General features: G+C 73.1%; 19 protein-coding genes. 14 read left to right on the top strand and 5 right to left on the bottom strand.

What is annotated here, in order from left to right; all coding sequences use genetic code 11:
* Positions 1-201: 201 nt before the first annotated feature.
* The 5 genes from ACIBH3_RS22950 to ACIBH3_RS22930 all read left to right on the top strand — a co-directional run bounded on the left by ACIBH3_RS22950 (position 202) and on the right by ACIBH3_RS22930 (position 6,917).
* Positions 202-1,674 (top strand): ATP-binding cassette domain-containing protein, encoded by a 1,473-nt coding sequence (locus ACIBH3_RS22950; RefSeq protein ID WP_396313906.1) that lies wholly within the window; start codon positions 202-204, stop codon positions 1,672-1,674.
* A gap of 4 nt (positions 1,675-1,678) precedes the next feature.
* On the top strand, positions 1,679-2,548 hold the full coding sequence (locus tag ACIBH3_RS22945) for a hypothetical protein (protein WP_396313905.1): 870 nt from the start codon (positions 1,679-1,681) through the stop codon (positions 2,546-2,548).
* A 146-nt stretch (positions 2,549-2,694) separates the two neighbouring features.
* Positions 2,695-3,627, top strand: a complete 933-nt coding sequence (locus ACIBH3_RS22940) for a FadR/GntR family transcriptional regulator (protein WP_396313904.1) — start codon at positions 2,695-2,697, stop codon at positions 3,625-3,627.
* 613 nt (positions 3,628-4,240) lie between these two features.
* Complete coding sequence (locus tag ACIBH3_RS22935; RefSeq protein ID WP_396313903.1) at positions 4,241-5,857, top strand: RNA polymerase sigma factor; 1,617 nt, start codon at positions 4,241-4,243, stop codon at positions 5,855-5,857.
* 184 nt (positions 5,858-6,041) lie between these two features.
* Positions 6,042-6,917, top strand: a complete 876-nt coding sequence (locus ACIBH3_RS22930; protein ID WP_396313902.1) for a S1 family peptidase — start codon at positions 6,042-6,044, stop codon at positions 6,915-6,917.
* 277 nt (positions 6,918-7,194) lie between these two features.
* Here the strand turns inward: ACIBH3_RS22930 and ACIBH3_RS22925 are convergent, their stop codons facing one another.
* Positions 7,195-7,428, bottom strand: coding sequence for a hypothetical protein (locus ACIBH3_RS22925; protein WP_396313901.1), 234 nt, complete (start codon positions 7,426-7,428; stop codon positions 7,195-7,197).
* Positions 7,429-7,992: 564 nt separating this feature from the next.
* Here ACIBH3_RS22925 and ACIBH3_RS22920 point away from each other — a divergent pair.
* The 6 genes from ACIBH3_RS22920 (at position 7,993) to ACIBH3_RS22895 (ending at position 15,211) form a co-directional block, all read left to right on the top strand.
* Entirely contained in the window at positions 7,993-10,104 is a 2,112-nt protein-coding gene (locus ACIBH3_RS22920) for a type IIA DNA topoisomerase subunit B (protein ID WP_396313900.1), read from the top strand.
* Positions 10,105-10,436: 332 nt separating this feature from the next.
* Positions 10,437-10,922, top strand: a complete 486-nt coding sequence (locus tag ACIBH3_RS22915; protein ID WP_396313899.1) for a DUF1453 domain-containing protein — start codon at positions 10,437-10,439, stop codon at positions 10,920-10,922.
* A 118-nt stretch (positions 10,923-11,040) separates the two neighbouring features.
* Entirely contained in the window at positions 11,041-12,201 is a 1,161-nt protein-coding gene (locus ACIBH3_RS22910; protein ID WP_396313898.1) for a sensor histidine kinase, read from the top strand.
* Positions 12,198-12,896 carry a response regulator gene (locus ACIBH3_RS22905; RefSeq protein WP_396313897.1) on the top strand — a complete coding sequence of 233 codons (699 nt, stop codon included), beginning with the start codon at positions 12,198-12,200 and terminating at the stop codon, positions 12,894-12,896. The genes ACIBH3_RS22910 and ACIBH3_RS22905 overlap by 4 nt, the downstream gene beginning before the upstream one ends.
* Before the next feature lie 129 nt (positions 12,897-13,025).
* Positions 13,026-13,583: a DUF485 domain-containing protein gene (locus ACIBH3_RS22900; RefSeq protein WP_396313896.1), complete on the top strand. Its 558-nt coding sequence runs from the start codon at positions 13,026-13,028 to the stop codon at positions 13,581-13,583.
* Positions 13,580-15,211 carry a cation acetate symporter gene (locus ACIBH3_RS22895; RefSeq protein WP_396313895.1) on the top strand — a complete coding sequence of 544 codons (1,632 nt, stop codon included), beginning with the start codon at positions 13,580-13,582 and terminating at the stop codon, positions 15,209-15,211. The genes ACIBH3_RS22900 and ACIBH3_RS22895 overlap by 4 nt, the downstream gene beginning before the upstream one ends.
* On the opposite strand, the gene ACIBH3_RS22890 is transcribed toward ACIBH3_RS22895, so the two are convergent.
* The 3 genes from ACIBH3_RS22890 to ACIBH3_RS22880 all read right to left on the bottom strand — a co-directional run bounded on the left by ACIBH3_RS22890 (position 15,189) and on the right by ACIBH3_RS22880 (position 19,221).
* Positions 15,189-16,661 (bottom strand): serine hydrolase domain-containing protein, encoded by a 1,473-nt coding sequence (locus ACIBH3_RS22890; protein ID WP_396313894.1) that lies wholly within the window; start codon positions 16,659-16,661, stop codon positions 15,189-15,191. The two genes, ACIBH3_RS22895 and ACIBH3_RS22890, sit on opposite strands and share 23 nt — an antisense overlap.
* Positions 16,662-16,921: 260 nt before the next feature.
* On the bottom strand, positions 16,922-17,620 hold the full coding sequence (locus tag ACIBH3_RS22885; RefSeq protein ID WP_396313893.1) for a response regulator: 699 nt from the start codon (positions 17,618-17,620) through the stop codon (positions 16,922-16,924).
* The gene (locus tag ACIBH3_RS22880; protein WP_396313892.1) at positions 17,617-19,221 is read right to left on the bottom strand and encodes an ATP-binding protein; all 1,605 of its coding nucleotides are present in this window, start codon (positions 19,219-19,221) and stop codon (positions 17,617-17,619) included. Before ACIBH3_RS22880 ends, ACIBH3_RS22885 begins: the two co-directional genes overlap by 4 nt.
* A gap of 299 nt (positions 19,222-19,520) precedes the next feature.
* On the opposite strand from ACIBH3_RS22880, the gene ACIBH3_RS22875 reads away from it, so the two are divergent.
* The 3 genes from ACIBH3_RS22875 (at position 19,521) to ACIBH3_RS22865 (ending at position 22,450) form a co-directional block, all read left to right on the top strand.
* On the top strand, positions 19,521-20,378 hold the full coding sequence (locus ACIBH3_RS22875; RefSeq protein WP_396313891.1) for an ABC transporter ATP-binding protein: 858 nt from the start codon (positions 19,521-19,523) through the stop codon (positions 20,376-20,378).
* Positions 20,368-21,231 (top strand): ABC transporter permease, encoded by an 864-nt coding sequence (locus ACIBH3_RS22870; protein WP_396313890.1) that lies wholly within the window; start codon positions 20,368-20,370, stop codon positions 21,229-21,231. Before ACIBH3_RS22875 ends, ACIBH3_RS22870 begins: the two co-directional genes overlap by 11 nt.
* Before the next feature lie 160 nt (positions 21,232-21,391).
* Positions 21,392-22,450, top strand: a complete 1,059-nt coding sequence (locus tag ACIBH3_RS22865; RefSeq protein ID WP_396313889.1) for an ABC transporter substrate-binding protein — start codon at positions 21,392-21,394, stop codon at positions 22,448-22,450.
* 72 nt (positions 22,451-22,522) lie between these two features.
* Here the strand turns inward: ACIBH3_RS22865 and ACIBH3_RS22860 are convergent, their stop codons facing one another.
* Positions 22,523-23,425, bottom strand: coding sequence for a sucrase ferredoxin (locus ACIBH3_RS22860; RefSeq protein ID WP_396313888.1), 903 nt, complete (start codon positions 23,423-23,425; stop codon positions 22,523-22,525).
* Positions 23,426-23,432: the final 7 nt, after the last annotated feature.

Below are 23,432 nucleotides of genomic sequence, written 5' to 3'. Positions count from 1 at the left end.
GGCCCGGCCGCGACCCCGCCCGCCCGATCGATCCCGGGTCGGATTGTCCCCTGATCGGGTGAGGTGTGCGGGTGGGCTGCCCGTGCCGCTCCCGTAATGCCCGAAATCTCCATGGCGGAGACCTAGTGTGCTGGCGCGGGACGGACGGTGACGATCGACGTCGCGCAGACCGGGCCGGCCGAAGGCATGGGAGCGCCAGCGATGATCCAGAGCACCGGACTGACCAAGATCTACCGCCGAGGTCGCCCCCCGGCGCTGTTGGACCTCACCTTCGACGCCAGGCCCGGCGTGGTGACCGCCCTGCTCGGCCCGGAGAACTCGGGCAAGAGCACCGCGCTGCGGCTGATGCTCCAACTCGAACGCGGTCTGGGCGTCGCCCTCTTCGACGGCCGCACCTACCGCCGCCTGCGCCGCCCCGAGCGCGAGGTCGGAGTCGTCCTGCATACCCCCCGGAGCATGGGCGGCCACCCCGGCCGCAAGGCCCGCGGCCACCTGCGGATGCTGGCAGCCGCCGTGGGCGTGCCGGCCGGCCGGGCCGACGAGCTGCTGGAGCAGACCCGTCTCGCGACCGTCGCCGACCACCGGCTCCGCTCCTTCTCACCGGGCATGAGCCGCCGGCTGGCCCTGGCCGCCGCCCTGCTCGGCACTCCGGGCACCCTGCTGCTGGACGCGCCGACCGAAGGGCTCTCCCCCCGGAACGTCGAGTGGTTCCACTCCTTCCTGCGCTCCTTCGCCGTCGCGGGCGGGACGGTCCTGGTGACCACCCGGACCCCGCAGGAGGCCGCCCAGCTCGCCGACCGGGTACTCACCCTGGACCAGGGCAGGCTCGTCACCGACCAGCCGGTCGCCGAGTTCCGCCGGACGAGGCTCCGCCCCGAGGTGGCGGTGCGCGGCCCCCAGATGGCCAGGCTCGCCGATCTGCTCATCGGGCAGGGCGCCCAGGTCCGCCGGGACGGCGGGGCGGGCCTCGCCGTGGTCGGGATCGGGCGCACCGAGATCGGTGAGCTCGCCTACCGAAACGGCATCCTGCTGCACGAGCTCTCCGACCGCGCGGTCGAGCAGCCCGCACCCAGAGCGACCCTGCCGAGCTCCTCGGGCCGCTCCGGCCACGTGCAGGTCAAGCGCGCCACCATCGTCGGCCAGAGCCCCGGCCCCGCGCCGGCCCCCGCATCGGCCACTGCCGCCGCGCCTGCCGCGCCGGCCCCGACGCCGGACCGTGCGCTCCGATCAGGCGTCGCCGCCTCCGCCTCCGCCGCTCCCGCCGCTCCCGCCACTCCTGCCGTCTCGGGCAGGGAAGGGGCGGCGGCTCTCCCCGCCAAGCGGGCCCACGCACCCGGCCTGCCTCGCGCCGGTGAGCTGTCCGGAGGCGGTGCCCACACCGGTCGGTCCGCCGCCCGCAGACCCTCCGCCGGCCTGTCGGCCGCGCTGTCCGCCGTCCGGGCGGCCCTGGTGGACCCTCCCGGCGACGACCACGACCCGGCCGAGCAGCCCGAGGAACACCGGCCCGCCGCGGGTTCCCGCCACACCGCCGGCGCCCACCGGACCCCGGACGCCCCGCCCGCCGCCGGACGGTCGCAGCGGCCCGAGCCCCTTCCGCTGTTCCGGGACGAGCCGACCATCGTCCTGAACCCCGTCCCCCGGCCCGTCACCGGGCCCGACCACCGGAGCGAGTGACCCCGTGCGCGTACTGGCCTACGAGCTGCGCCGACTGCGCGGCCTCCGCTCGACCTGGATCCTCCTCGCCGGCGTGCTGCTGTGTGACGCGGCCGTCGCCGCCCTGCTCACCCGCCAGCTGCCGGCCGGGCAGCTCACCGCACCGGACGCGGTCCGCTCGCTGACCGCCGCCGTGCCGCTGCTCCCACTGCCGATCGCTGCCCTGGGGGCGGGTGCCCTGGGGGCCCTCTCGTACGGGCACGAGGTCCGCCACCCGGGTCTCCCGGCGTCACGGGTGCCCTACCTGCGCCGGGCACGGCTGCTGCTCGGCAAGCTCGCCGTGACCGGGGTGCTGTCCGCGTTGCTCGCCGGGGTCACGGTCCTGCTCGACGCCGTGGTGACGCGGTTCGTGGCACTGCCCGGGGTGGACACCTCGCGGGTCTTCTCGCCGGGCTCCGTTGCCGCGGCCCTGGGCGACGCCGCCCGGCACCCGTCGGCCACGCTCGGGGCGCTCGGGGCGCTCGGGGTGTTCACCGCCCTGGTCGTGGGAGCCGGTGCGACCGGGGTGCTGACGGCCTCGCTGACCCGCAGCGCGACCGCCGGGTTCCTGCTGCTATGTGCCGTGCCCGCGCTGTTCGACTCCGCCCTGGCGCTGCTGGTACGCCGCGCCGGCGCGCACTGGGCCGCCCATGCCTCCGAGCTGCTTCCCGCCCGGTACGGCTACCAGTGGGCGTACGGCGCCCGCCCGGCCGCCGCCGGCGCCGCGGCCCCCGTCCAGGCCGTCACCGACGCGCTCGGCCTCACCGGCCAGGTGCTGGGCGCGGCCCTGGTGGCCCCGGTGGGCGTGCTGCTGCTCCTGTGCCTGCTGGTCCAGACCCGGCGGCGCGAGCTCTGATCGCGGGCTGCGGCGGGCGGTGGTGACCGTGCCTTGTGACCGTGGGTGGTGACAGCCCGTTGCGAAGATCGACAAAGAGTGGCCGAAATAAGCGGTTCTGCCTGATAAGAAGTCAATTATCCAGTCGCGGGCGATCACCCTTTCGTGTGCTTTTCACGAGAATCCTCAAGCTGGGCTCTCCGATCGCCGACAAAGGACCTGTGAGTACCCTTGCGCACCCCACCATGACCTCCGCCCGCCCCGCCGAAAGCGGCCCCCAGGGCCCCGGTGAGTTGGACCGATTCTCCTACGCCGACCGGCCGACCCCGCCCGCACCCCGCTGGGAGGGCACCGAGTCCGACCTCGTCCGGGTCGGCCGCAAGACCACCAGCAGCCGTGGCCGCGGCCTGCACGGCCAGCTGGTCCAGCAGCTCGGCCAGATGATCGTCTCCGGTGACCTCGGCGCCGACCGCCCGCTCGTGCCGGAGGAGATCGGCCAGCGGTTCGAGGTGTCCCGCACCGTCGTCCGCGAGTCGCTGCGTGTCCTGGAGGCCAAGGGCCTGGTCAGCGCCCGGCCGAATGTGGGTACCCGGGTCCGCCCGGTCGCCGACTGGAACCTGCTCGACCCGGACATCATCGAGTGGCGTGCATTCGGCCCGCAGCGTGACGAGCAGCGCCGGGAGCTGTTCGAGCTCCGCTGGGCGATCGAGCCGCTGGCGGCCCGCCTGGCCGCCGGCCACGGCCGCGAGGACGTCCAGCACCGGCTGGTCGAGCTGACCGAGATCATGGGCCACGCGACTTCGCAGGCCGATCTGGTCACGTACACCCGGGCCGACGCCGAGCTGCACGTGCTGGTCCTGCAGATGGCCGGCAATCGGATGCTGGAGCACCTCTCCGGGATCGTCTCCGGCGCCCTTCAGGTCTCCGGCGGCCCGGCCACCTCCTGCGAGCGCCCCTCGGAGTCCTCGGTCAGCCTGCACGCCCGCCTGGTCGACGCCCTCGGCACCGGGGACGGCACCGCCGGCGAGGCCGCCATGCGCGCGCTGCTCACCGTCCACCCGGAGGTCGAGCCCTCGGTCCCGGCCCCCCGCGAGCACTGAGCGGGCACCCGACGGACCGAGACGGGACCGCGATCCGATGGCCCTCCGGCTGCCCCACACGGCGCAGCCGGAGGGCCGTGTCCGTGTCCGGGCGCAGCCCCGGGAAGCACCGCCTGGGCGACACGGCACACCGAGCCAGCAGGACAGGCAGGACAGGCAGGGCGGCCAGGACGAGCACCACCAGGACGAGCAGGACCACCGTGACCAGGATGAAGACCGGCGTGACGGCGGCCACGACGTGGGCCGTGACCGGCACCGCAGCTGCACGTGGCACGATGGGAATCAGCGCGGAGGGCAGCCCCGGGAGCAACGCCGGGGGAGGGCCGGGAGGGGCCTTGGGCCGCGCGCGCCGGACGGTGTGACCCGCGACACCAACGGCATGCGTAACACTTGACGGGTAGCAGCGATGTGTACGGAGCGGAAGCAACTCCGGAATACGACCACCATGTCAGAATGCTGTGTTGGTCTGCGGCGCTGCTGCCGTCCTGCAAACCCAGTCCTCAAGCCCGAGTCGGTCGGAATCGACGCCGCGCGCTGCCGTGCGTGATCCTTCCCCGCCCCCTCGGGCGGCCCGGTACGGGTTCGAGTCCACTCATCGTCCGAGAGGTTGTTCGTGTCGGCCAGCACATCCCGTTCGCTCCCCCCCGAGATCGCCGAGTCCGCGGCTTTGCTGGCGCTCATCGAGCGGGGCAAGGCCCAGGGGCAGATCGCCGGTGACGACGTGCGTCAGGCTTTCGAGGCGGACCAGATCCCGGTCACCAAGTGGAAGAACGTCATGCGCAGCCTCAACCAGGTTCTGATTGAGGAAGGGGTGGACCTCATGGTCAGCGCGGCCGAACCGGCCGGCGCCAAGCGCAAGAGCGTCGCGGCCAAGAGCACCACCAAGCGCACCGCCACCAAGGCGGTCACCACTCGGACTCCGGCCGCCCCCACCAAGCCCCCCGTGCGGATCGCCCCCGGCGCGCCGGTCAGCCCGGCCGCGACCGTCGCCGTGAGCACGGTCTCGGCCGAGGTCACGGTCGAGGAGACCGTCACCCTCGCCGAGGCCAAGGCCCCGGCCAAGAAGGCCGCTGCGCCGGCCAAGAAGGCGGTGGCCAAGAAGGCCGCCGCCCCCGCCAAGAAGACCGCTGCCAAGAAGACCACCGCCAAGGGCGGCAAGGGCGACGAGGACGCGGGCGGCGAGGAAGAGCTGCTCGAGGACGTCGCGCTGCCGGGCGACAAGGCCGGCGAGGAGGCCGAGCCCGAGGAGGAGTCGCAGGGCTTCGTGCTCTCCGACGACGACGAGGACGACGCCCCTGCCCAGCAGGTCGCCGTCGCCGGCGCCACCGCCGACCCGGTCAAGGACTACCTGAAGCAGATCGGCAAGGTCCCGCTGCTCAACGCCGAGCAGGAGGTCGAGCTCGCCAAGCGCATCGAGGCCGGCCTCTTCGCGGAGGACAAGCTCAGCGCCGCCGACAAGCTCGCCCCCAAGCTCAAGCGCGAGCTGGAGATCATCGCCGAGGACGGCCGCCGCGCCAAGAACCACCTGCTGGAGGCCAACCTCCGTCTCGTGGTCTCGCTGGCCAAGCGCTACACCGGCCGCGGCATGCTGTTCCTGGACTTGATCCAGGAGGGCAACCTCGGTCTGATCCGCGCAGTCGAGAAGTTCGACTACACCAAGGGCTACAAGTTCTCCACGTACGCCACCTGGTGGATCCGTCAGGCGATCACCCGAGCGATGGCCGACCAGGCCCGCACCATCCGTATCCCGGTGCACATGGTCGAGGTCATCAACAAGCTGGCCCGCGTCCAGCGCCAGATGCTCCAGGACCTGGGCCGCGAGCCCACCCCGGAGGAGCTGGCCAAGGAACTCGACATGACCCCCGAGAAGGTCATCGAGGTCCAGAAGTACGGCCGCGAGCCCATCTCCCTGCACACCCCGCTCGGTGAGGACGGCGACAGCGAGTTCGGTGACCTCATCGAGGACTCCGAGGCCGTCGTCCCGGCCGACGCGGTCAGCTTCACCCTGCTCCAGGAGCAGCTGCACTCGGTGCTGGACACCCTCAGCGAGCGCGAGGCGGGCGTGGTCTCGATGCGCTTCGGCCTGACGGACGGTCAGCCGAAGACGCTGGACGAGATCGGCAAGGTCTACGGGGTCACCCGTGAGCGCATCCGCCAGATCGAGTCCAAGACGATGTCCAAGCTGCGCCACCCGTCCCGTTCCCAGGTGCTGCGCGACTACCTGGACTAGCGGTCCCCGCGACGCCCGGTGTCGCACCGAGGAGGCCCGGAGCCATGCTCCGGGCCTCCTTTCGTCATTGCGGGGGAAGTCCTTTCGCTCGTCCGGGTGTTCCGCGCGCGAGGGAACGTGGCGGGGTGTAGTCGATCAACTACGCTGTGCCGGTTGCCTGCCGCCGAATCAACCTGGAGACACGGTGCCGCCCACCCCTGACCTGCTGGACGCCCCGTCTGCCACCCGGCCTCGGCGCACCCGCCGCCGAGTGGCCGCGCTGGCGCTGCTCGTCGCACTGCCGGTGCCACTGGTGGCGCTGGGGCCGGCCTCGCCCGCCGAGGCGCAGCGCCGGATCATCGGCGGCACGCCGGCCAGCAGCGCGGCTCATCCGTGGGTGGTGGCGCTGGCCAGCAGGCAGCAGTTCGGGAGCGCCCGGTCCGGCCAGTTCTGCGGCGGCGCGCTGGTGACGCCGACCAGGGTGGTCACCGCCGCGCACTGCTTCTACGACGAGGGCACGGGCCGCCGGGTGGACCGCCCGGGACTGCGCGTCCTGGTGGGGCGGGAGGATCTGACCGGCCGGGCCGGGAGCGAGGTGGAGGTGGCTGCGATCTGGGTTCACCCCGCCTACTCCTTCAGAGCCAACACGGACGATGTGGCGGTGCTCACCCTGGCGAAGTCGCAGGGCTCGCGGCCGGTGATCCCGCTGGTCGGCCAGGGCGAGACCGAGTCGTACCGGCCGGGCACGCGCTCGCAGGTCTACGGCTGGGGGGACACCGTCGGGAACGGTCACTACTCGCCCACGCTGCGTGAGGTGGACGTGCCGGTCATCTCCGACGAGACGTGTGGCCGCGCCTATCCGGGCGGGTCGCAGGGCAAGTTCGACGCCCGGAGCATGGTCTGTGCCGGTGAGGAGAAGGGCGGCAAGGACGCCTGCCAGGGTGACAGCGGTGGGCCGATGGTGGTCGAGGGCCGCCTGGCCGGGCTGGCCTCCTGGGGTACCGGGTGTGCGGAGGCCGCCCACCCGGGTGTCTACACCCGGATCGGGGCGGTGTCGGACGCGGTGCAATCGGTCCTGTGAGTACGGTGACGGCCATGCGGCCCGCGCAGGTCCGCAGGCCCTGACCGCCATGACCGAGCCGACCGCCATGACCGAGATCACCGGGTCCGCGGCGGTGACGGCCGTGGCAGCCGGGGTGTTTGGGCTCCGACGCGCTGTCAGAAGGTGACTGCGCCGTCACGCGCAGTCCGGGAACGTCAAAGCCGGACGACCGGCCCCTGGCTGGGGCCCGTCGTCCGGCTCTTCGGACCGTGCCGGATGGGCAGACCGATACAGCTCGTGCGCGGAACGCTTGTGATCAGCGCTCGTCGTCGGTGGCCGTGGCGGTGGTGGCGGTGGTGAGACGGCCGCTCTCGTCCTGTATCTCCACGGCGATCTTCTTGAGCTCGGGCTCGAACTTCCGGCCGTGGTGGGCGCAGAAGAGCAGCTCTCCGCCGCTCGCGAGTACGACGCGCAGGTAGGCCTGGGCGCCGCACCGGTCGCAGCGGTCAGCCGCGGTCAGCGGGCTCGCAGGTGTCAGAACAGTAGTCACGTCGCCTCTTCTCTAGCTCGACGAGCTGTCGTACCAGGGTCAACATCCAACCAGGCCGAAAACGTTCCCGCTCGTGGCTTTTCTTCTTTGAGGATTCTGCATGTTGTGTTGATGAGGACGTGCCCCGGGCGTCGGTGGTTCATGCGTACCGAATCCCAGGATCCGCCTGTCGCTCGAACGTCCGATCGGGGCGAGGTTCGAGGTCCGCGTAGCATAATCCTCTGCTGGGTTGGAGCATAAGCCCCGTCCCAAGCACCGGTAGCCTGCATCACGGCAGTTCCAGGCCCTGCACTCCACCCTACGGTCCGCCAGGACCGCTGATTCCGGGAGGAGATGGCGCTCCTGCGGCTCCGTGCCCGGCGGAGAGCTTGTTCGCGCAGCGCGTACACGCTGCGCGGGGCCGGCCCGCCGTGCCAACGGCCCCGGAGCGGGACGTGTGCGTACCGGACGGAGGGGAGCGCACACGCAGTGGCACGACTGTCGGCCCGGTGTGATGCACTGGGTGACGCACTGGCCGGGCCGGATGTGACCGACGAGACAGAACTTCACTGAGGAGAGCACAGCGTGAGCGCCGAAACGACCGTGCCGTCCGCCCTGCTGGCCGGCGACGACGGGTCCAACTACACCGCTCGGCACCTGCTCGTCCTGGAGGGGCTGGAGGCGGTCCGCAAGCGCCCGGGTATGTACATCGGCTCGACCGACAGCCGGGGCCTGATGCACTGCCTGTGGGAGATCATCGACAACTCGGTCGACGAGGCCCTGGGCGGCCACTGCGACCGGATCGACGTCCTCCTGCACGAGGACGGCTCGGTCGAGGTCCGAGACAACGGCCGGGGCATCCCGGTGGACGTCGAGCCCAAGACCGGCCTGTCCGGCGTCGAGGTCGTGATGACCAAGCTGCACGCCGGCGGCAAGTTCGGCGGCGGCTCCTACGCGGCCTCCGGCGGCCTGCACGGCGTCGGCGCCTCCGTGGTCAACGCCCTCTCCGCCCGCCTCGACGTCGAGGTCGACCGAAACGGCCACACCCACGCGATCAGCTTCCGACGCGGCACCCCGGGCATCTTCACCGAGCTCAGCCCGGACGCGCCGTTCGAGCCGGCCAACGGCCTGACCAAGGCCCGCAAGGTCCCCAAGGCCCGCACCGGCACCCGCATCCGCTACTGGGCCGACCGGCAGATCTTCCTGCGCGAGGCCAAGCTCTCCCTGGAGCACCTGCACAACCGCGCCCGCCAGACGGCCTTCCTCGTCCCCGGCCTCACCATCGTGGTGCGTGACGAGCGGCTGACGGAGAGCGAGAAGGTCGAGGAGTCGACCTTCCGCTTCGACGGCGGCATCGGCGAGTTCTGCGAGTTCCTCGCCCCGGACAAGCCGGTCTGCGACGTGCTGCGCCTGCGCGGCGAGGGCACCTTCAAGGAGACCGTCCCCGTCCTGGACGAGCTCGGCCACATGACACCCACCGAGGTCACCCGCGAACTCGGTGTCGACATCGCGCTGCGCTGGGGCGCCGGCTACGACACCACCCTGCGCTCCTTCGTCAACATCATCGCCACGCCCAAGGGCGGCACCCACGTCACCGGCTTCGAGCGCTCCCTCGCCAAGACCGTGAACGAGGTGCTGCGCTCCAGCAAGCTGCTGCGGGTCGCCGAGGACGACATCACCAAGGACGACGCGACCGAGGGCCTCACCGCCGTCGTCACCGTCCGGCTGGCCGAGCCGCAGTTCGAGGGGCAGACCAAGGAGGTGCTCGGCACCTCGGCGGCCAACCGGATCGTCGCCGCCGTCGTCGCCAAGGAGCTCAAGGCGTTCCTGACCTCGGCCAAGAAGGACGAGAAGCTCCAGGCCAGGTCCGTGCTGGAGAAGGTCGTCGCGGCCGCCCGGACCCGGGTCGCCGCCCGCCAGCACAAGGAGGCCCAGCGTCGCAAGACCGCGCTGGAGACGTCCTCGCTGCCGGCCAAGCTCGCGGACTGCCGCAGCGACGACGTCGAGCGCAGCGAGCTCTTCATCGTCGAGGGAGACTCCGCGCTCGGCACCGCCAAGCTCGCCCGCAACTCCGAGTTCCAGGCCCTGCTGCCGATCCGCGGCAAGATCCTCAACGTCCAGAAGGCCTCGGTCTCGGACATGCTCAAGAACGCCGAGTGCGCGGCCATCATCCAGGTCATAGGAGCCGGCTCCGGGCGCACCTTCGACATCGACCAGGCCCGCTACGGCCGGGTCATCTTCATGGCCGACGCCGATGTCGACGGATCGCACATCCGCTGCCTGCTGCTGACGCTCTTTCAGCGGTACATGCGTCCGATGGTCGAGCAGGGCCGGGTCTTCGCGGCCGTCCCGCCGCTGCACCGGATCGAGCTCACCAACCCCAAGCGCGGCCAGGAGAAGTACCACTACACCTACTCCGACGCGGAGCTGCGCAGCACCCTGCTGGAGTTCCAGCGAAAGGGGCAGCGCTGGAAGGAGCCGGTCCAGCGCTACAAGGGCCTCGGTGAGATGGATGCCGACCAGCTGGCCGAGACCACGATGGACCCGCGCCACCGCACCCTGCGCCGGATCAACCTCGGCGACCTGGAGCAGGCCGAGAAGATCTTCGACCTGCTGATGGGCAACGACGTCGCCCCGCGCAAGGAGTTCATCGTCGACTCCGCGGCCACCCTGGACCGCTCCCGCATCGACGCCTGACGCCCATCGACGACTGAGGGCCCCTCGGCGTCCGGGAGCCCTGGCGAGGTGGGGGGGGGGGGGGGGGGGCCCCGCCCGGGGGGCCCCCCCCCCCCCCCCCCCCCCACCCCCCCCCCCCCCCACCCCCCCCCCCCCCCCCCCCCCCCCCCCCCCCCCCCCCGGGGGCCCCCCGGGGGGGGGGGGCCGCGGGGGGGGGGGGGGGGGGGCCCCCCCCCCCCGGGGCCCCCCCCCCCCCCCCACCTGCTTCAACCCCCGCTCCGATCACCCGTTGCCCGGCGATCCGTAGCGTCGTGGAGGTCAGCAAACCCCACGTCAGGTACGGAGATCCTCCGATGAGCGGGCTCGTCAACCTCCTTCTTCCCATCGCGGTCCTCGCCCTGGTCGTACGCCGTCAGCTTCGCCCGCAGCGGCTCGACACCGAGCGGCGCTTCTGGCTGGTCCCGTTGATCCTGGGCGGCTGCGCCCTGCGCGACCCACAGCTGGTCGACCCCGGCCGCGTCGGCCCGGCCGTCGCCCTGCTGGCCGTCGCCCTGCTCGCCACGCTCGCGATGGGATGCGTCTGGGGCTGGACGGTCCGGCTCTGGTGCGACGACGAGGGCACTCTCTGGGCGCGGGGGACGAAGGCCACCGCGGCCGCCTGGGCCGGCCTGATCGCCGTCCGGCTGGGCGTGTACGGCGTCGGCCGCGCGCTGCACATCGACCAGGGTGGCGCCGGGCTGCTGCTCGGCCTCGCGATCCTGCTGCTGGTCAGGGGCGCCGTGGTGAACTGGAGGGCGCGCGAGCTGGGCACGGCCCGCCCCGCCCCGGTCCTGCACTGACCGGCGCCGAGCCGACCGCTACCCGAGGGGCCGCCCGAGGCGCCACCCCGAGGCGCCACCCCGAGGCGTCGCCGAGCAGACCCGTCCGAGACCGGCCGGGCACGAGGAAGGACCACCCGTGGCATTGGAGACCTGGACCCGATGGCCCTCCCGAGAGGGGCTTGCCAGGGAGCGGCTGAGCGGGGCGAGGCTGGTGCTCTCCTGGCTCTCCCGGGCCGCGCTGCTCGCGCTGCTGGCCTGGGGCACCTACTCGCGCGGGGCCTACACGGGCTGGGGCGCGACGGCGGCCGCGCTCGGGCTGGCGGCCACGGTGGCGCTGGCCGCCGGCTACCTGCGGGCCGGCCGGGAGCAGCAGCTGTGGCCGGCCCTCGCCCTGGCCGCCGGCCTGCTGGGCACCGCCTGGACCGCCGAGTGGGGGCAGGCCTACATGCTGGCGGACTTCACCTGGGGCGGCCTCGGCCTCACCGCGCTGGTCCGGCTGCCCTTCGCCGCCGCGGTGCCGGTCTGGGCGGCGGCGTTCGGCTCCTACACCCTCGCCAGCTGGGAGAGTTGGCTGGCCGTCTCGGCCACCGTCGGGGGGCTGACCCTGCTCGGCTACCTGCTGCGGCTGGACGCCGAGTCCCGGGGGGCCGCCGTCCGGCTGCTCCGGCAGGAGCGCGCCGCCAGGTCCGCCGAGGCGGAGAGCGCGGCGCTGGCCGAACGGGCCAGGATCGCCCGGGAGATCCACGACGTGCTCGCGCACAGCCTCTCCGCGCAGCTCGTCCATCTGGAGGCGGCCCGGCTGATGCTGGACGCGGGCACCGACCGGGCCCAGGTTCGCGAGCGGGTGGTGGCCGCCCGCCGGATGGCGCAGGACGGGCTGGTCGAGACCCGGCAGGCGCTCTCGGCGCTGCGCGGGGAGTTCACCCCGGTCGGCGAGTACCTGGTCGAGCTGACGAGCCGTGAGCACGCCGTGCTCACGGTGGAGGGTGCGCCCAGGCCGCTCGCCGCCGAGGCCGGGCTGGCGGTGCGCCGCACCGCGCTGGAGGCGCTGACCAACGTACGCAAGCACGCGGCCGGCGGCGGGTGCACCCTCGAACTGCGTTACCTGGCGGACGCGGTGGAGCTGGAGGTGTGCAACACCCGGGCCCCGCGCGGCGAGGCGCCCGGTCCGCTGGCGGACAGCGGCAGCGGGTACGGTCTGCTGGGGATGCGCGAACGCGCGGAACTGCTCGGCGGCAGCCTGCTGGCGGGCCCCGAGGACGGAGGATGGCGCGTGCTGCTGCGGGTGCCGGCATGACCGGGCAGGACGGCGGGGCGCAGCCGCCCGCCGCCGGGGCGGCGCCGACCAGGGTGCTGGTCGCCGACGACCAGACCGTGGTGCGCGAGGGCATCGTGATGCTGCTGGGGCTGCTCCCGGGCATCGAGGTGGTGGGCGCCGCCGCCGACGGCGAGGAGGCCGTGCGGCTGGTCGAACTGCACAGCCCCGACGTCGTCCTGATGGACCTGCGGATGCCGCGCTGCGACGGGGTCGAGGCCACCCGCCGGATCCGCACCGCCCACCCGGGCACCGAGGTGGTCGTGCTCACCACCTACGCAGACGACGACTCGCTCTTCCCGGCCCTGCAGGCGGGCGCCCGCGGTTACCTCACCAAGGACGCCGGCGGCGAGGAGATCGCCCGGGCCATCACCGACGTGCGCTCCGGCGCCGCCGGACTCTCGCCGCAGATCCAGGCCAGGCTGCTGGAGCACCTGTCCGCCCCGCCGCCCAGGCCCGCGAACACCCGGCTGCCGCACGGCCTGACCGCCCGGGAGGCGGAGGTGCTGGCGCTGATCGCCGAGGGCCTGTCCAACACCGAGATCGCGCAGCGCCTGTACGTCAGCCCGGCGACGGTGAAGACCCACATCAACAACCTGTTCGCCAAGACGGCCGTCCGGGACCGCGCACAGGCCGTCGCCTACGCCTACCGGCACGGCATCGCGCCGATCTCGTAGTACCGCTGCCGGCGGGGCTTCGCGACGCATCGTCACCTCATTGAGTGAACGTATCTGCGATCCGGCTCGCGGGTGTGCGCAGACGACCATTCTGGTCCGGTCCGAAACGTGTCCGGCCCAGGAGCAGCAGTGCGACCACAGCACCCGAGCAGTGCCGACCAGGGGGAACGGTTCGACTGGTGGGCCGGAAGGCCCGGGCGGCCGGGCGGCCCGGTGCCGGCGGCCCGTCCAGCGGAAGACGCCGCACCGGCCGGACCGGCCACGACCGTGGTACCGGGCGCCACCTCGGTACCGGCCACCCCGGCCACGACCGCGGTACCGGCCGGGCCGGGCGCGCCCGCCGCACCCCGCCCGGCGGGCGGATCCGTCACCGACTCCGCCCAGGTCTACCGGGCGGTCCAGCGCAGTGCCGCCTTCCAGGACATCCGCCGCGGCTACCGGGCCTTCGTCTTCCCGGCCGCCGGCGTGTTCCTGGGCTGGTACCTGCTGTACGTCGGTGCCCAGGCCGCCGCCCCCGCCCTGATGCGCCACCGGGTGGCCGGCCCGGTCAACGTCGCCTGGCTGCTCGCCCTGCTCCAGTTCGCCTCGACCTTCCTGCTCACCTGGCTGTACGCCAGGAACGCCCGCACCAGGCGCGACCACGCCGCGCTGGAGCTGCGCTGGGACACCCAGGACCAGCTCCGGTGAGGGCCGCCACCCCGCTCCCGGGCCCCGCTGACGGCCAGCACCACGGCCTGGCCGTCACCCTGTTCGCCGTCGTCGTGCTGATCACCCTGGCGATCACCCTGTGGGCCGGCCGCCGCGGCCAGGCCGCCGAGGACTTCTACGCGGGCGGCCGCGACTTCAGCCCCCTTCAGAACGGCTTCGCCCTCTCCGGCGACTATCTCTCCGCCGCCTCCTTCCTCGGCGTCACCGGCCTGATCGCGCTCTACGGCTACGACGGCGTGCTCTATCTCATCGGCTTCCTGGTCGCCTGGCTGGTGGTGCTGATGCTGGTCGCCGAACTGGTCCGCAACGCCGGCCGCTACACCCTGGCGGACGTGCTCGCCCTGCGGATGAACCACCGCCGGGTCCGCGCGGCGGCCGGCAGCGCCAGCGTCGTCGTCACCCTGCTCTACCTGATCGCCCAGATGGTCGGCGCGGGGAGCCTGGTCGCCCTGCTGCTGGGCACCGACAGCGGGCAGGCGAAGACCTGGACGATCGTCGGCGTCGGCGCACTGATGATCGTCTACGTCACCGTCGGCGGCATGAAGGCCACCACCTGGATCCAGATCGTCAAGGCCTTCCTGCTGATCGCCGGCTCGGTGCTGCTCACCGTCCTGGTCCTGCTCCGCTTCCACGGCGACCTCGCCGAGCTGATGCGCTCCGCCGCCCGGCACAGCGGCGCCGGCCGGCGCTACCTGGAGCCCGGCCTCAGGTACGGCACGGGCCTCGGCAGCCGACTCGACTTCTTCAGCCTGGGCCTGGCCCTCGTCCTCGGGACGGCGGGCCTGCCGCACATCCTCTCCCGCTTCTACACCGTGCCCACCGCCCGCGCCGCCCGGCGCTCCACGATGTGGGCGATCGGCCTGGTCGGCTGCTTCTACCTGATGGCCATCGTGGTGGGCCTGGGCGCCACCGCCCTGGTCGGCTCGGCCGCCGTGCGGGCCGCGAACCCGGCCGGCAACACCGCCGTCCCGCTGCTCGCCATGGACCTGGGCGGCGGCGCGGGCAGCACCGGCGGCCTGGTGCTGTTCGCGCTGATCTCGGCCATCGCCTTCGCCACCATCCTCGCCGTGGTCGCCGGGCTGACCCTCGCCTCCTCCGCCGCCTTCGCCCACGACCTGTACGCCCGGGCCTGGCGCCGCCCCGGCCGACGCGCGGTGACCGAGCGTCAGGAGGTGGTTGCGGCCCGGACCGCGGCCGCCGTGATCGGGGCGCTCGCCATCGTGCTCAGCCTGTTCGCCCAGCAGTTGAACGTCGCCTTCCTGGTCGGCCTGGCCTTCGCCGTCGCCGCCTCCGCCAACCTTCCGGTGCTGCTCTACAGCCTGTTCTGGCGGCGGTTCACCACCCGCGGCGCCCTCTGGTCGGTGTACGGCGGGCTGGTGCCCGCCCTGCTGCTGGTGGCCTTCTCACCGGTGGTCTCCGGCAGCCGCGCGGCGCTCTTCCCCGGGGTGGACTTCCACTGGTTCCCGCTGGAGAACCCCGGCTTGGTCTCCATCCCGCTGGGCTTCCTGGCCGGCTGGGTCGGCACCCTCACCTCCCGGACGGCCGCGGACCCCGACTGCTACGCCGAGCTGGAGGTCCGCTCCCTCACCGGCACGGGCGCCGCCTGACACCCCGCGCCCCGTGACCCGCGACCCCCGACCCGCGGCGCGGGCCCGGAGTCCCGGTACGGCCCGTCGGCCGTCCGGCCGCCGAAGCCTGTCGGAAGGAGGCCTGCGCGGCGGCCGCGGCGGCGGACGAGTTCGCCGAGCTGCCCGGCGAGCCGGTGGGCGGTGCCGGCGGCAGCGAGTAGACGTTGCCCGGGCTGACGATCTCCGTGATCGCCCGGCCGAACAGCGTCGACGGCTCCGACCCCTGGAACGGGACATCCGTGTTGGCCAGCACCACCAGCGTGGCCTGCGACGACGGCAGGTACAGCACCAGGCTCTGGTAACCCGGCAGCGAGCCGTTGTGCCCGATCCACCCGTGGTTGATGAACAGTCCCAGCCCGTAGCTCGTGCCCGGCAGCCCGGTGGGCAGTGCCCGCAGCCGCTGCGCCTGGGTGGCGGGGCTGAGCAGGGTGCCGGTGGCCAGTACGTCGGCCCACGTCTGCATGTCGTCGAGCTGGGAGATCATCGCGCCGGCCGCCCATGCCCAGGACGGGTTCCAGTCCGTCGCGTCGACCGTCTCGCCGTTGGCCGTCTGGTTGGTGTACCCCTGCGCGTGCGGGGCGGGGAACGCGGCATCGACGGGGAAGACGGTGTGGGTCAGACCCGCGGGCGAGAACACCTCCTGCTGAAGGAAGTCGCCGAGCGGCCGGCCACCGGCCTTCTCCACGGCGAGCCCGAGCAGCACCGTGTTGGTGTTGGAGTACTGGAACTGCGTACCGGGCTGGAAGCCGGACGGGTGCCGGAAGGCGTACGCCAGCAGCTCCTGCGGCGAGAACTGCCGGTCCGGATTGCTGATCAGCGCGTTCTGGAAGTCCGGGTCGTTGGAGTACGAGTACAGGCCGCTGCGCATCTCGGCGAGCTGACGCAGGGTGATGCCGTCACCGCCGGGCACGCCCTGGACGTACGCCGAGATCGGATCGTCCAGCTGCATCCTGCCGGCGTCCACCAGCCGCAGGACGGCGGTGACGGTGAAGGTCTTGGTCTCGCTGCCGATCCGCATGTTCAGCGCGGTGCTCATGGGCGTGCCGTCGCTCTGGTTCGCGACACCGAACGCCTTGACGTACCGCTCGCTGCCCGGCACCGACACGCCGACGATCACGCCGGGGACGGCGGCCTGCGCCAGCACCCTGGTGATCGCGGCATCGAGACGCGCCGTCACGGCGGGGGTCAGCGCCAGCGCCGGCCCGCCGCCCGAGGGCGCTGTCGGGGCACCGGGGGAGGCCGAGGCCGAGGAACCGGTGGAACCGGTGGCGGTGCCGTCGTCCACCGGTGTGACGACGGCGGGGGCGGCCGTCGGCGCCGGAGAGCCCGCGCAGCCGGCCGCCGCCAGCAGACCCACCACGGTGAGCGCGGCCACGCGGACCCGGCGGCGCGCCGTGTGCAGAGGACGAAGCTGCGGTGTTGGCGCCATGTCGAAGTGCCTCTCTTGGCCGCGCGTGGACAGCGGCCCGGAACCCGCTCGGCGGGAGGAACGGGAGGAAGGTGTCAGCTCCCGCCAACGTAAGCGGCTGCCCGGGAGCCCGCGACGCCAGCGCCCGTGGACGGACCCGTTCGGATGGCCCGCGCCGCCGGGCTGCTACGGCCGGGCCCCAGCGGCCGGGCCCCTACGACCAGGCCCCGCGCCGGACGCACCAGCCCGTCCGCCCGGCCCCGCACACGGAAGGCGCGGCGTCAGCGCGGCCCGGCGGCCGGCAGCAGGTAGCGGTGCTCCGGTCGGCCGGTGTCCCCGTACCGCAGGCTCAGCCGCAGCCGGCTGTCACGCTCCAACTGCTTGAGGTAGCGCTGCGCGGTGGAGCGGCTCAGCCCGGTGGCGTCCGCGACCTCCTGCGCGGAGAGCGGCCGGCCCGCCCGGCGCAGCACCCCGAGCACCAGGTCGGTGGTCGGCGCGGAGTGCCCCTTGGGCAGGCCGGCCCCGGCCGGGGCGGCACTGCGCAGCGTCGCGAACATCCGGTCCACCTCGTCCTGGCACGCCTCCCTGGCCGTCGGCCCGGCGGCCAGCGCATGCCGCAGATCCGCGTACGCGACCAGCTTCTCGCGCAGCCCGGCGAAGGTGAACGGCTTCACCAGGTACTGCAGCGCGCCGTGCTGCATCGCGGCGTGCACCGTGGACACGTCCCGCGCCGCGGTCACCATCATCACGTCGCACGCGACCTGCCGTTCGCGCAGCCGCCGTACCAGCGCCAGACCGCTCTCGTCGGGCAGGTGCTGGTCCAGCAGCACCAGGTCCACCGGCCGGCGCTCCAGCGCGGCGAGCGCCGCCCCCGCGCTGTGCGCGCTGGCGACCACCCGGAATCCGGGGACCTTCGCCACGTACGCCGCATGCACCTCGGCGACCCGGAAGTCGTCGTCCACCACCAGTACGTCGATCATCGTGCCTCCACCAGGGGTGTCGCCTCGGGGTGCAGCGCCTCCGGCAGCTCGACGGTGAACCGGGCGCCGCCCAGCGGGCCGCAGTCGACGGCGATCCGGCCGCCGGCCCGCTCGACCAGCCGGCGCACCATCGCCAGGCCCAGACCGCGCGGACGGTGCGCGGGCGCGTCCTTGCTGCTCCAGCCCTCCTCGAAGATCCGCTCGCGCAGCTCCGCAGGGACGCCCGGCCCGCTGTCCGAGACCTCGACCAGCAGCGTCGAACCGGCCGCCAGCAGCGTCACCTCGACCCGGCCGCCACCCGCAGCGGCCAGCGCGTCCACCGCGTTGTCCACCAGATTGCCGATCACCGTCACCAGCGCCCGGGAGTCCAGCGCCGCGTCCGGCAGGTGCCCGGCCGGGGTGATCACCAGCAGCACGCCGCGCTCGGCCGCCACCGCGGCCTTGCCGGCCAGCAGCGCCGCCACGTGCGGGTCCTGCACCCGCTCGGCGATCTTCGCGGCGACGGCCGCGTGCGAACCCGACTGCTGCGAGATGAACTCCACCGCCTGCTCGTGCCGCCCCAGCTCCAGCAGCCCCAGCAAGGTGTGCATCCGGTTGGCGTGCTCGTGGTCCTGCGCCCGCAGCGCCTCCGTCAGGCTGCGCGTGGTGTCCAGCTCACGCACCAGCGACTCCAGCTCGGTGCGGTCGCGCAAGGTCACCACCGCGCTGCCGTCCGCCGTGGCCATCCGGTTCACCACCAGTACCTCGTCCTCGCGGACGGCCGGCAGGTCGGCCCCCTCGATCCGGCCGGCCAGCGCGTCCGCCAGGCGGCCCGGCGCCAGCACCGCGTCGATCGGCTGCCCGGTGCAGTCCTCGGGCAGCGCCAGCAGGCGCATCGCCTCGTCGTTGGCGAGCCGGATCCGCCCGCCCGCATCCAGCGCCACCACGCCCTCGCGGATGCCGTGCAGCATCGCCTCACGCTCCACCAGCAGCGCCGAGATGTCCGCCAGCGCGATGTTGTGCGTGCGCCGCTTCAACCGGCGGGCCAGCACCAGCGTCGCCGCCGTACCGGCCACCAGGCCCGCACCCGCGCAGAGCAGGATGCCGGCCACCATGCCGAGCAGCCGTCTTCGGATCGAGTCATCGCTGATCCCCACCGAGACCTCGCCCACGATCCGCCCGTCGGCCAGGCGCAGCGGCACCTTGCCGCGCGCGGTCCGCCCCAGCGTGCCCTCCTGCATGGCGGTCACGCTGCGCCCGCCGAGGGCCGGCTCGGGATCGGTGCTGACCCGGTGGCCGATCTTCGCCGGGTCGGTGTGCGAGAGCCGGATCCCGTCCAGGTCGGTGATCACCACGAAGCTGGCTCCGGTGGCCAGCCGGATCTGCTCGGCGCCCAGCTGCGCGGCGGTGGAGTCCTTGACCGCCGCCGCCCGGGCGAGCGACTCGTCCGCGGCGGTGGCCTGCGCGATCGACAGCGCCCGTTGCATGGCGTCGTGGTCCAGCTCCGAGCTGACCGGCGCGAGGAACAGGCCGGCGGTCAGCGCGGTGACGCCGACGGTGACCACGCTCTGGCTGAGCAGCAGCTGGGCGAAGACCCGGCGGGGCCAGTGCGGGCGCTTCATCCGGGCTCCTCTCGGGCCGCCGGGCGGGGTGTGAGGTGGGGGTGGAGGTGTGGGGTGGAGGCGGGGGACGGCCGCCTCCGGGGGAGGGCTGCCCCTCCGGGAGGTCGGGATCGGGCAGGTCGGGGAGGCACACCCTACGTTTCCCCGGTGTTCCTGTCAGCGGCCCCCTGCTGTTGTAACGCAAGCAAAACGAGCAGAACAGGCCTCAACGCGCTCAAGCCGCAGTACGCCGACAAGGCTCCCGCCGAGGGGCCGGCCGCTCCTAACCTCCGGACCACAGCACAACCTGGAGGTGCTCGATGAGCGGCCCGAAACAGCCCGGGGTGGTCCCGGCGATCGAGTTGACCAATGCGACCAAGCGGTTCCGGACCCCGTCCGGAGCCCTGCACACCGCCGTACGGGATCTCGACCTCACCGTCGCGCCGGGCGAGTTCGTCGCCGTCGTCGGCCCCACCGGCTGCGGCAAGTCGACGACGCTGACCCTGGTCAGCGGCCTGGAGGAGCCCACCGAGGGCGAGGTGAGGGTGCACGGCGAGCCGGTCGCCGGAATCAACGGGCAGGTCGGCTTCGTCTTCCAGCAGGACGCCGTCTTCCCCTGGCGCACCGTGCTGTCCAACGTGATGGCCGGCCCCCGCTTCCGAGGCGTACCGACCGCCGAAGCCCGCGAGCGGGCCCGCGACTGGCTCGCCCGGGTCGGCCTCGCGGCCTTCGAGGACCGCTACCCCCACCAGCTCTCCGGCGGTATGCGCAAGCGCGTCGCGCTCGCCCAGACCTTCGTCAACGAGCCACGGATCCTGCTGATGGACGAGCCGTTCTCGGCCCTGGACGTACAGACCCGCGCACTGATGTCGGACCAGCTGCTGGAACTGTGGGCCGGCTCCTCCAGCACGGGCCCCGACGGCGACGGCGCCGCCGCCTCCGTCGTGTTCGTCACCCACGACCTGGACGAGGCCATCGCCCTCGCCGACCGCGTCGTGGTGATGACCGCGGGCCCGGCCACCGTCAAGGAGATCTTCACCGTCGACCTGCCGCGCCCGCGCACCGTCGAGGCCGTCCGCCTGGAACCCCGCTTCGTCGAGCTCTACCGCGAGATCTGGGCGTCGCTCGGCGAAGAGGTCCGCATCACCCGTGAGAGAGGAGCCGGCCGTGCCGCTTGAGAGCGCGCTCCCCGCCGCCCCACCCGCCCCCGCCACCAGGACCGAGGCCCGCGAACGGGCCGCCCGCCGCCGCAGGCTCACCGTCCACGGCGCCCGCGTCCTGGTCCTGGCCGCCTTCCTCGGACTCTGGGAGATCTGCGCCCGCACCGAACTGATCGACCCGTTCAACTTCTCCCAGCCGTCCAGGATCTGGCGGCAGATCTGGCAGTGGATCACCCACGGAACCGCCCAGGGCTCGCTCGGCGAACAGATCGGCTACACCCTCTACGAAGCCCTCACCGGCTGGATCATCGGCGTCATCGGCGGCGTCCTGCTGGGCATCGCGCTCGGCCGGATCCGCTTCCTGGCCGACGTGTTCGGGCCCTACATCAAGGTGCTCAACGCGATCCCGAGAATCGTCCTGGCACCGATCTTCCTGATCTGGTTCGGCCTCGGGCCCGCCTCCAAGGTCGCCTCCGCCGTGGTGCTGGTCTTCTTCCCGGTCTTCTTCAACGCCTTCCAGGGTGCCAGGGAGGTCGACCGCAACCTCGTCGCCAACGCCCGCATCCTGGGCGCCGACAACCGCCGCGTCACCTTCCAGGTCGTCATCCCCGCCGCCACCACCTGGATCTTCACCAGCCTGCACGTCAGCTTCGGCTTCGCCCTGATCGGCGCGATCGTGGGCGAGTACATCGGCGCCACCAAGGGGCTGGGCCTGCTCGTCGCCGCCGCCCAGGGCACCTTCAACGCGGCCGGCGTCTACGCCGCCATGACCATCCTCGCGGTCGTCGCGCTGCTCACCGAGGGCGTGCTCACCGTCGCCGAGAAGAAGCTGTTCCGCTGGAAGCCGGCCGACTCCGGCGACGGACGCTGACCACCGACGCCGACCGCCCCTGCGCGCCGGCCTCCCCGCCCCATCCCTTGCCCCCACCGCCCCATCCCTTGCCCCCACCGCCCCATCCCTTGCCCCCACCGCCCGACGCCGCCCGTTGAGCCCCGATCCCCGCCCTTCGCCGAGAGAGGCCACCCACCTCATGCGCAGAACCGCCGCACTGGCACTCGCCGCCGCCCTGCTCGCCCCGCTCACCGCCTGCGCCAACGACGCCGCCACCGCCCAGCACGGCGCGGCCCCCGCAGGCCCGGCCGTCGACGGCCCCAAGGTCAAGATCATGGTCGGCGGCCTGGACAAGGTCATCTACCTGCCCGCCATGCTCACCCAGCGCCTCGGCTACTTCGCCGAGGCCGGCGTCAACGTCGAGCTGCTGAGCGAGCCCGCCGGCGTCAACGCCACCACCGCCCTGCTCGCCGGCGACGTCCAGGGCGCCGTCGGCTTCTACGACCACACCATCGACCTCCAGGCCAAGGGCAAGAACGTCGAATCCGTGGTCCAGTTCTCCCAGGCACCCGGCGAGGTCGAGATCGTCGCCGCCGCGCAGGGCGAGGCGATCAGGTCCGGCGCCGACTTCAAGGGCCGCAAACTCGGCGTCACCAGCATCGGCTCCTCCACCGACTTCCTCACCAAGTACCTCGCCGTCAAGAACGGCACCCCCGTCAGCCAGTTCAGCCCCATCGCGGTCGGCGCCGGGCAGACCTTCATCGCCGCCCTCCAGCAGGGCAGCATCGACGCCGGTATGACCACCGACCCCACGGTGGCGAACATCCTCGACAAGGGCCTCGGCAAGGTGCTGTACGACATGCGCACCCCCGAGGGCTCCCGGGCCGCCCTCGGCGGGCTCTACCCCTCCTCCTCGCTCTACATGAACACCGACTGGGTCGAGAAGAACCGGGACACCACGCAGAAGCTGGCCAACGCCTTCGTCCGGACGCTGAAGTGGATGTCCACCCACTCGCCCGAGGAGATCGCCGCCAAGATGCCCGCCGACTACGGCCAGGGCGGCGCCGACCAGTACGCGGCCGCGATCAAGGCGACGCTGCCGATGTTCACCACCGACGGCGTGATGCCCGCCGACGGCCCCGCCACCGTCCTCGCCGTCCTCGCCGCCTTCCACCCGGACGTCAAGGGCAAGGAGGCCTCGATCGACTTGGCCAGGACGTACACCACGGAGTTCGCCCGCAAGGCGGCGACCGGCTGAGCCGCCCGGCGGCCCGTACGCCGACCGCGCTCCGACGGCCCGGCACCCCCCTGGACAGCGGGTGCCGGGCCGTCACAGCTGCCGGAGCGCCGTCACATCCATCCGCGACGGTGTACCAGCCGCCTTGCCGCAACTCTCCGGGCGCGGCGGCTCGCTGACCCCCTCGGTGACCTCGGCCTCCCACGCCCGGCCGTCCGCGTGCCGCACACCGACCAGCCAGCGGCGCTCGCCGGCCGGCCGCTGGGCCAGCGTCAGGGCGTCGACCCTGGTCTCGCCCGTCGCCAACCGGACGGCCTGCTCGGCGGCCTGGCCCGGACGGTCCCAGCCCGAGCACCCGCGCGAGAACTGCGGCACCATGTGCCCCGCCGCCGTCGCGGCCAGCACCTCCTTCGCGCTCTCCGCCGTCAACCGTCCGTACGCATAGCCGTACGGCAGCACCAGCATGGTGGGGGAGAAGCGATGCCCGCCCAGATGGGTGACCTCCCACACCTCACTGTGGCCGGCCACCGCCAGCTCGGCGGCCAGCGGCCGGCCCAGCAGCGCGCAGCACCGGTCCCGGCGCCCGTTGGTGCACACCAGCGCCAGCGGCCCGCCGACGTGCCCGGCACCGAAACCCGTGTGATCGCCCGCCCCCAGCGCCCCGAAGTCCAGCGCCAGCAACTGCGCGGGATCGGCGACCGTCGTACGCCGCACCCAGGACCGGCCCGGCACCGTATGCGCGACGATCACCGCGCGACGGGCGCTCGGCAAGCAGTCCGCATGCCGGCCCGGGCGCCGGATCAGCGCCACCCGCACACCCGTGCCCCGGCAGGCCGCGTCCAGCGCCCGGCCCAGCTCCGGATCGAGATGGCTCTCGGTGAGTGCCTTGGCGCCCCACGGCCCGCTCTGCTCGACCAGCAGCCACGTCGTCGCCGTCGCCGCAGTCGCGGCCAGCGGCTCGGACAGTTCACCGGACAGCGCTGCACAGGTGCTCACGCGGCAA

The organism is Kitasatospora sp. NPDC050543, from assembly GCF_044457565.1.
In the GTDB taxonomy this organism is placed as follows: Bacteria; Actinomycetota; Actinomycetes; order Streptomycetales; family Streptomycetaceae; genus Kitasatospora.
Note: the sequence above shows the minus strand (reverse complement) of the source record. Positions and strands in the feature narration are given on the sequence as shown.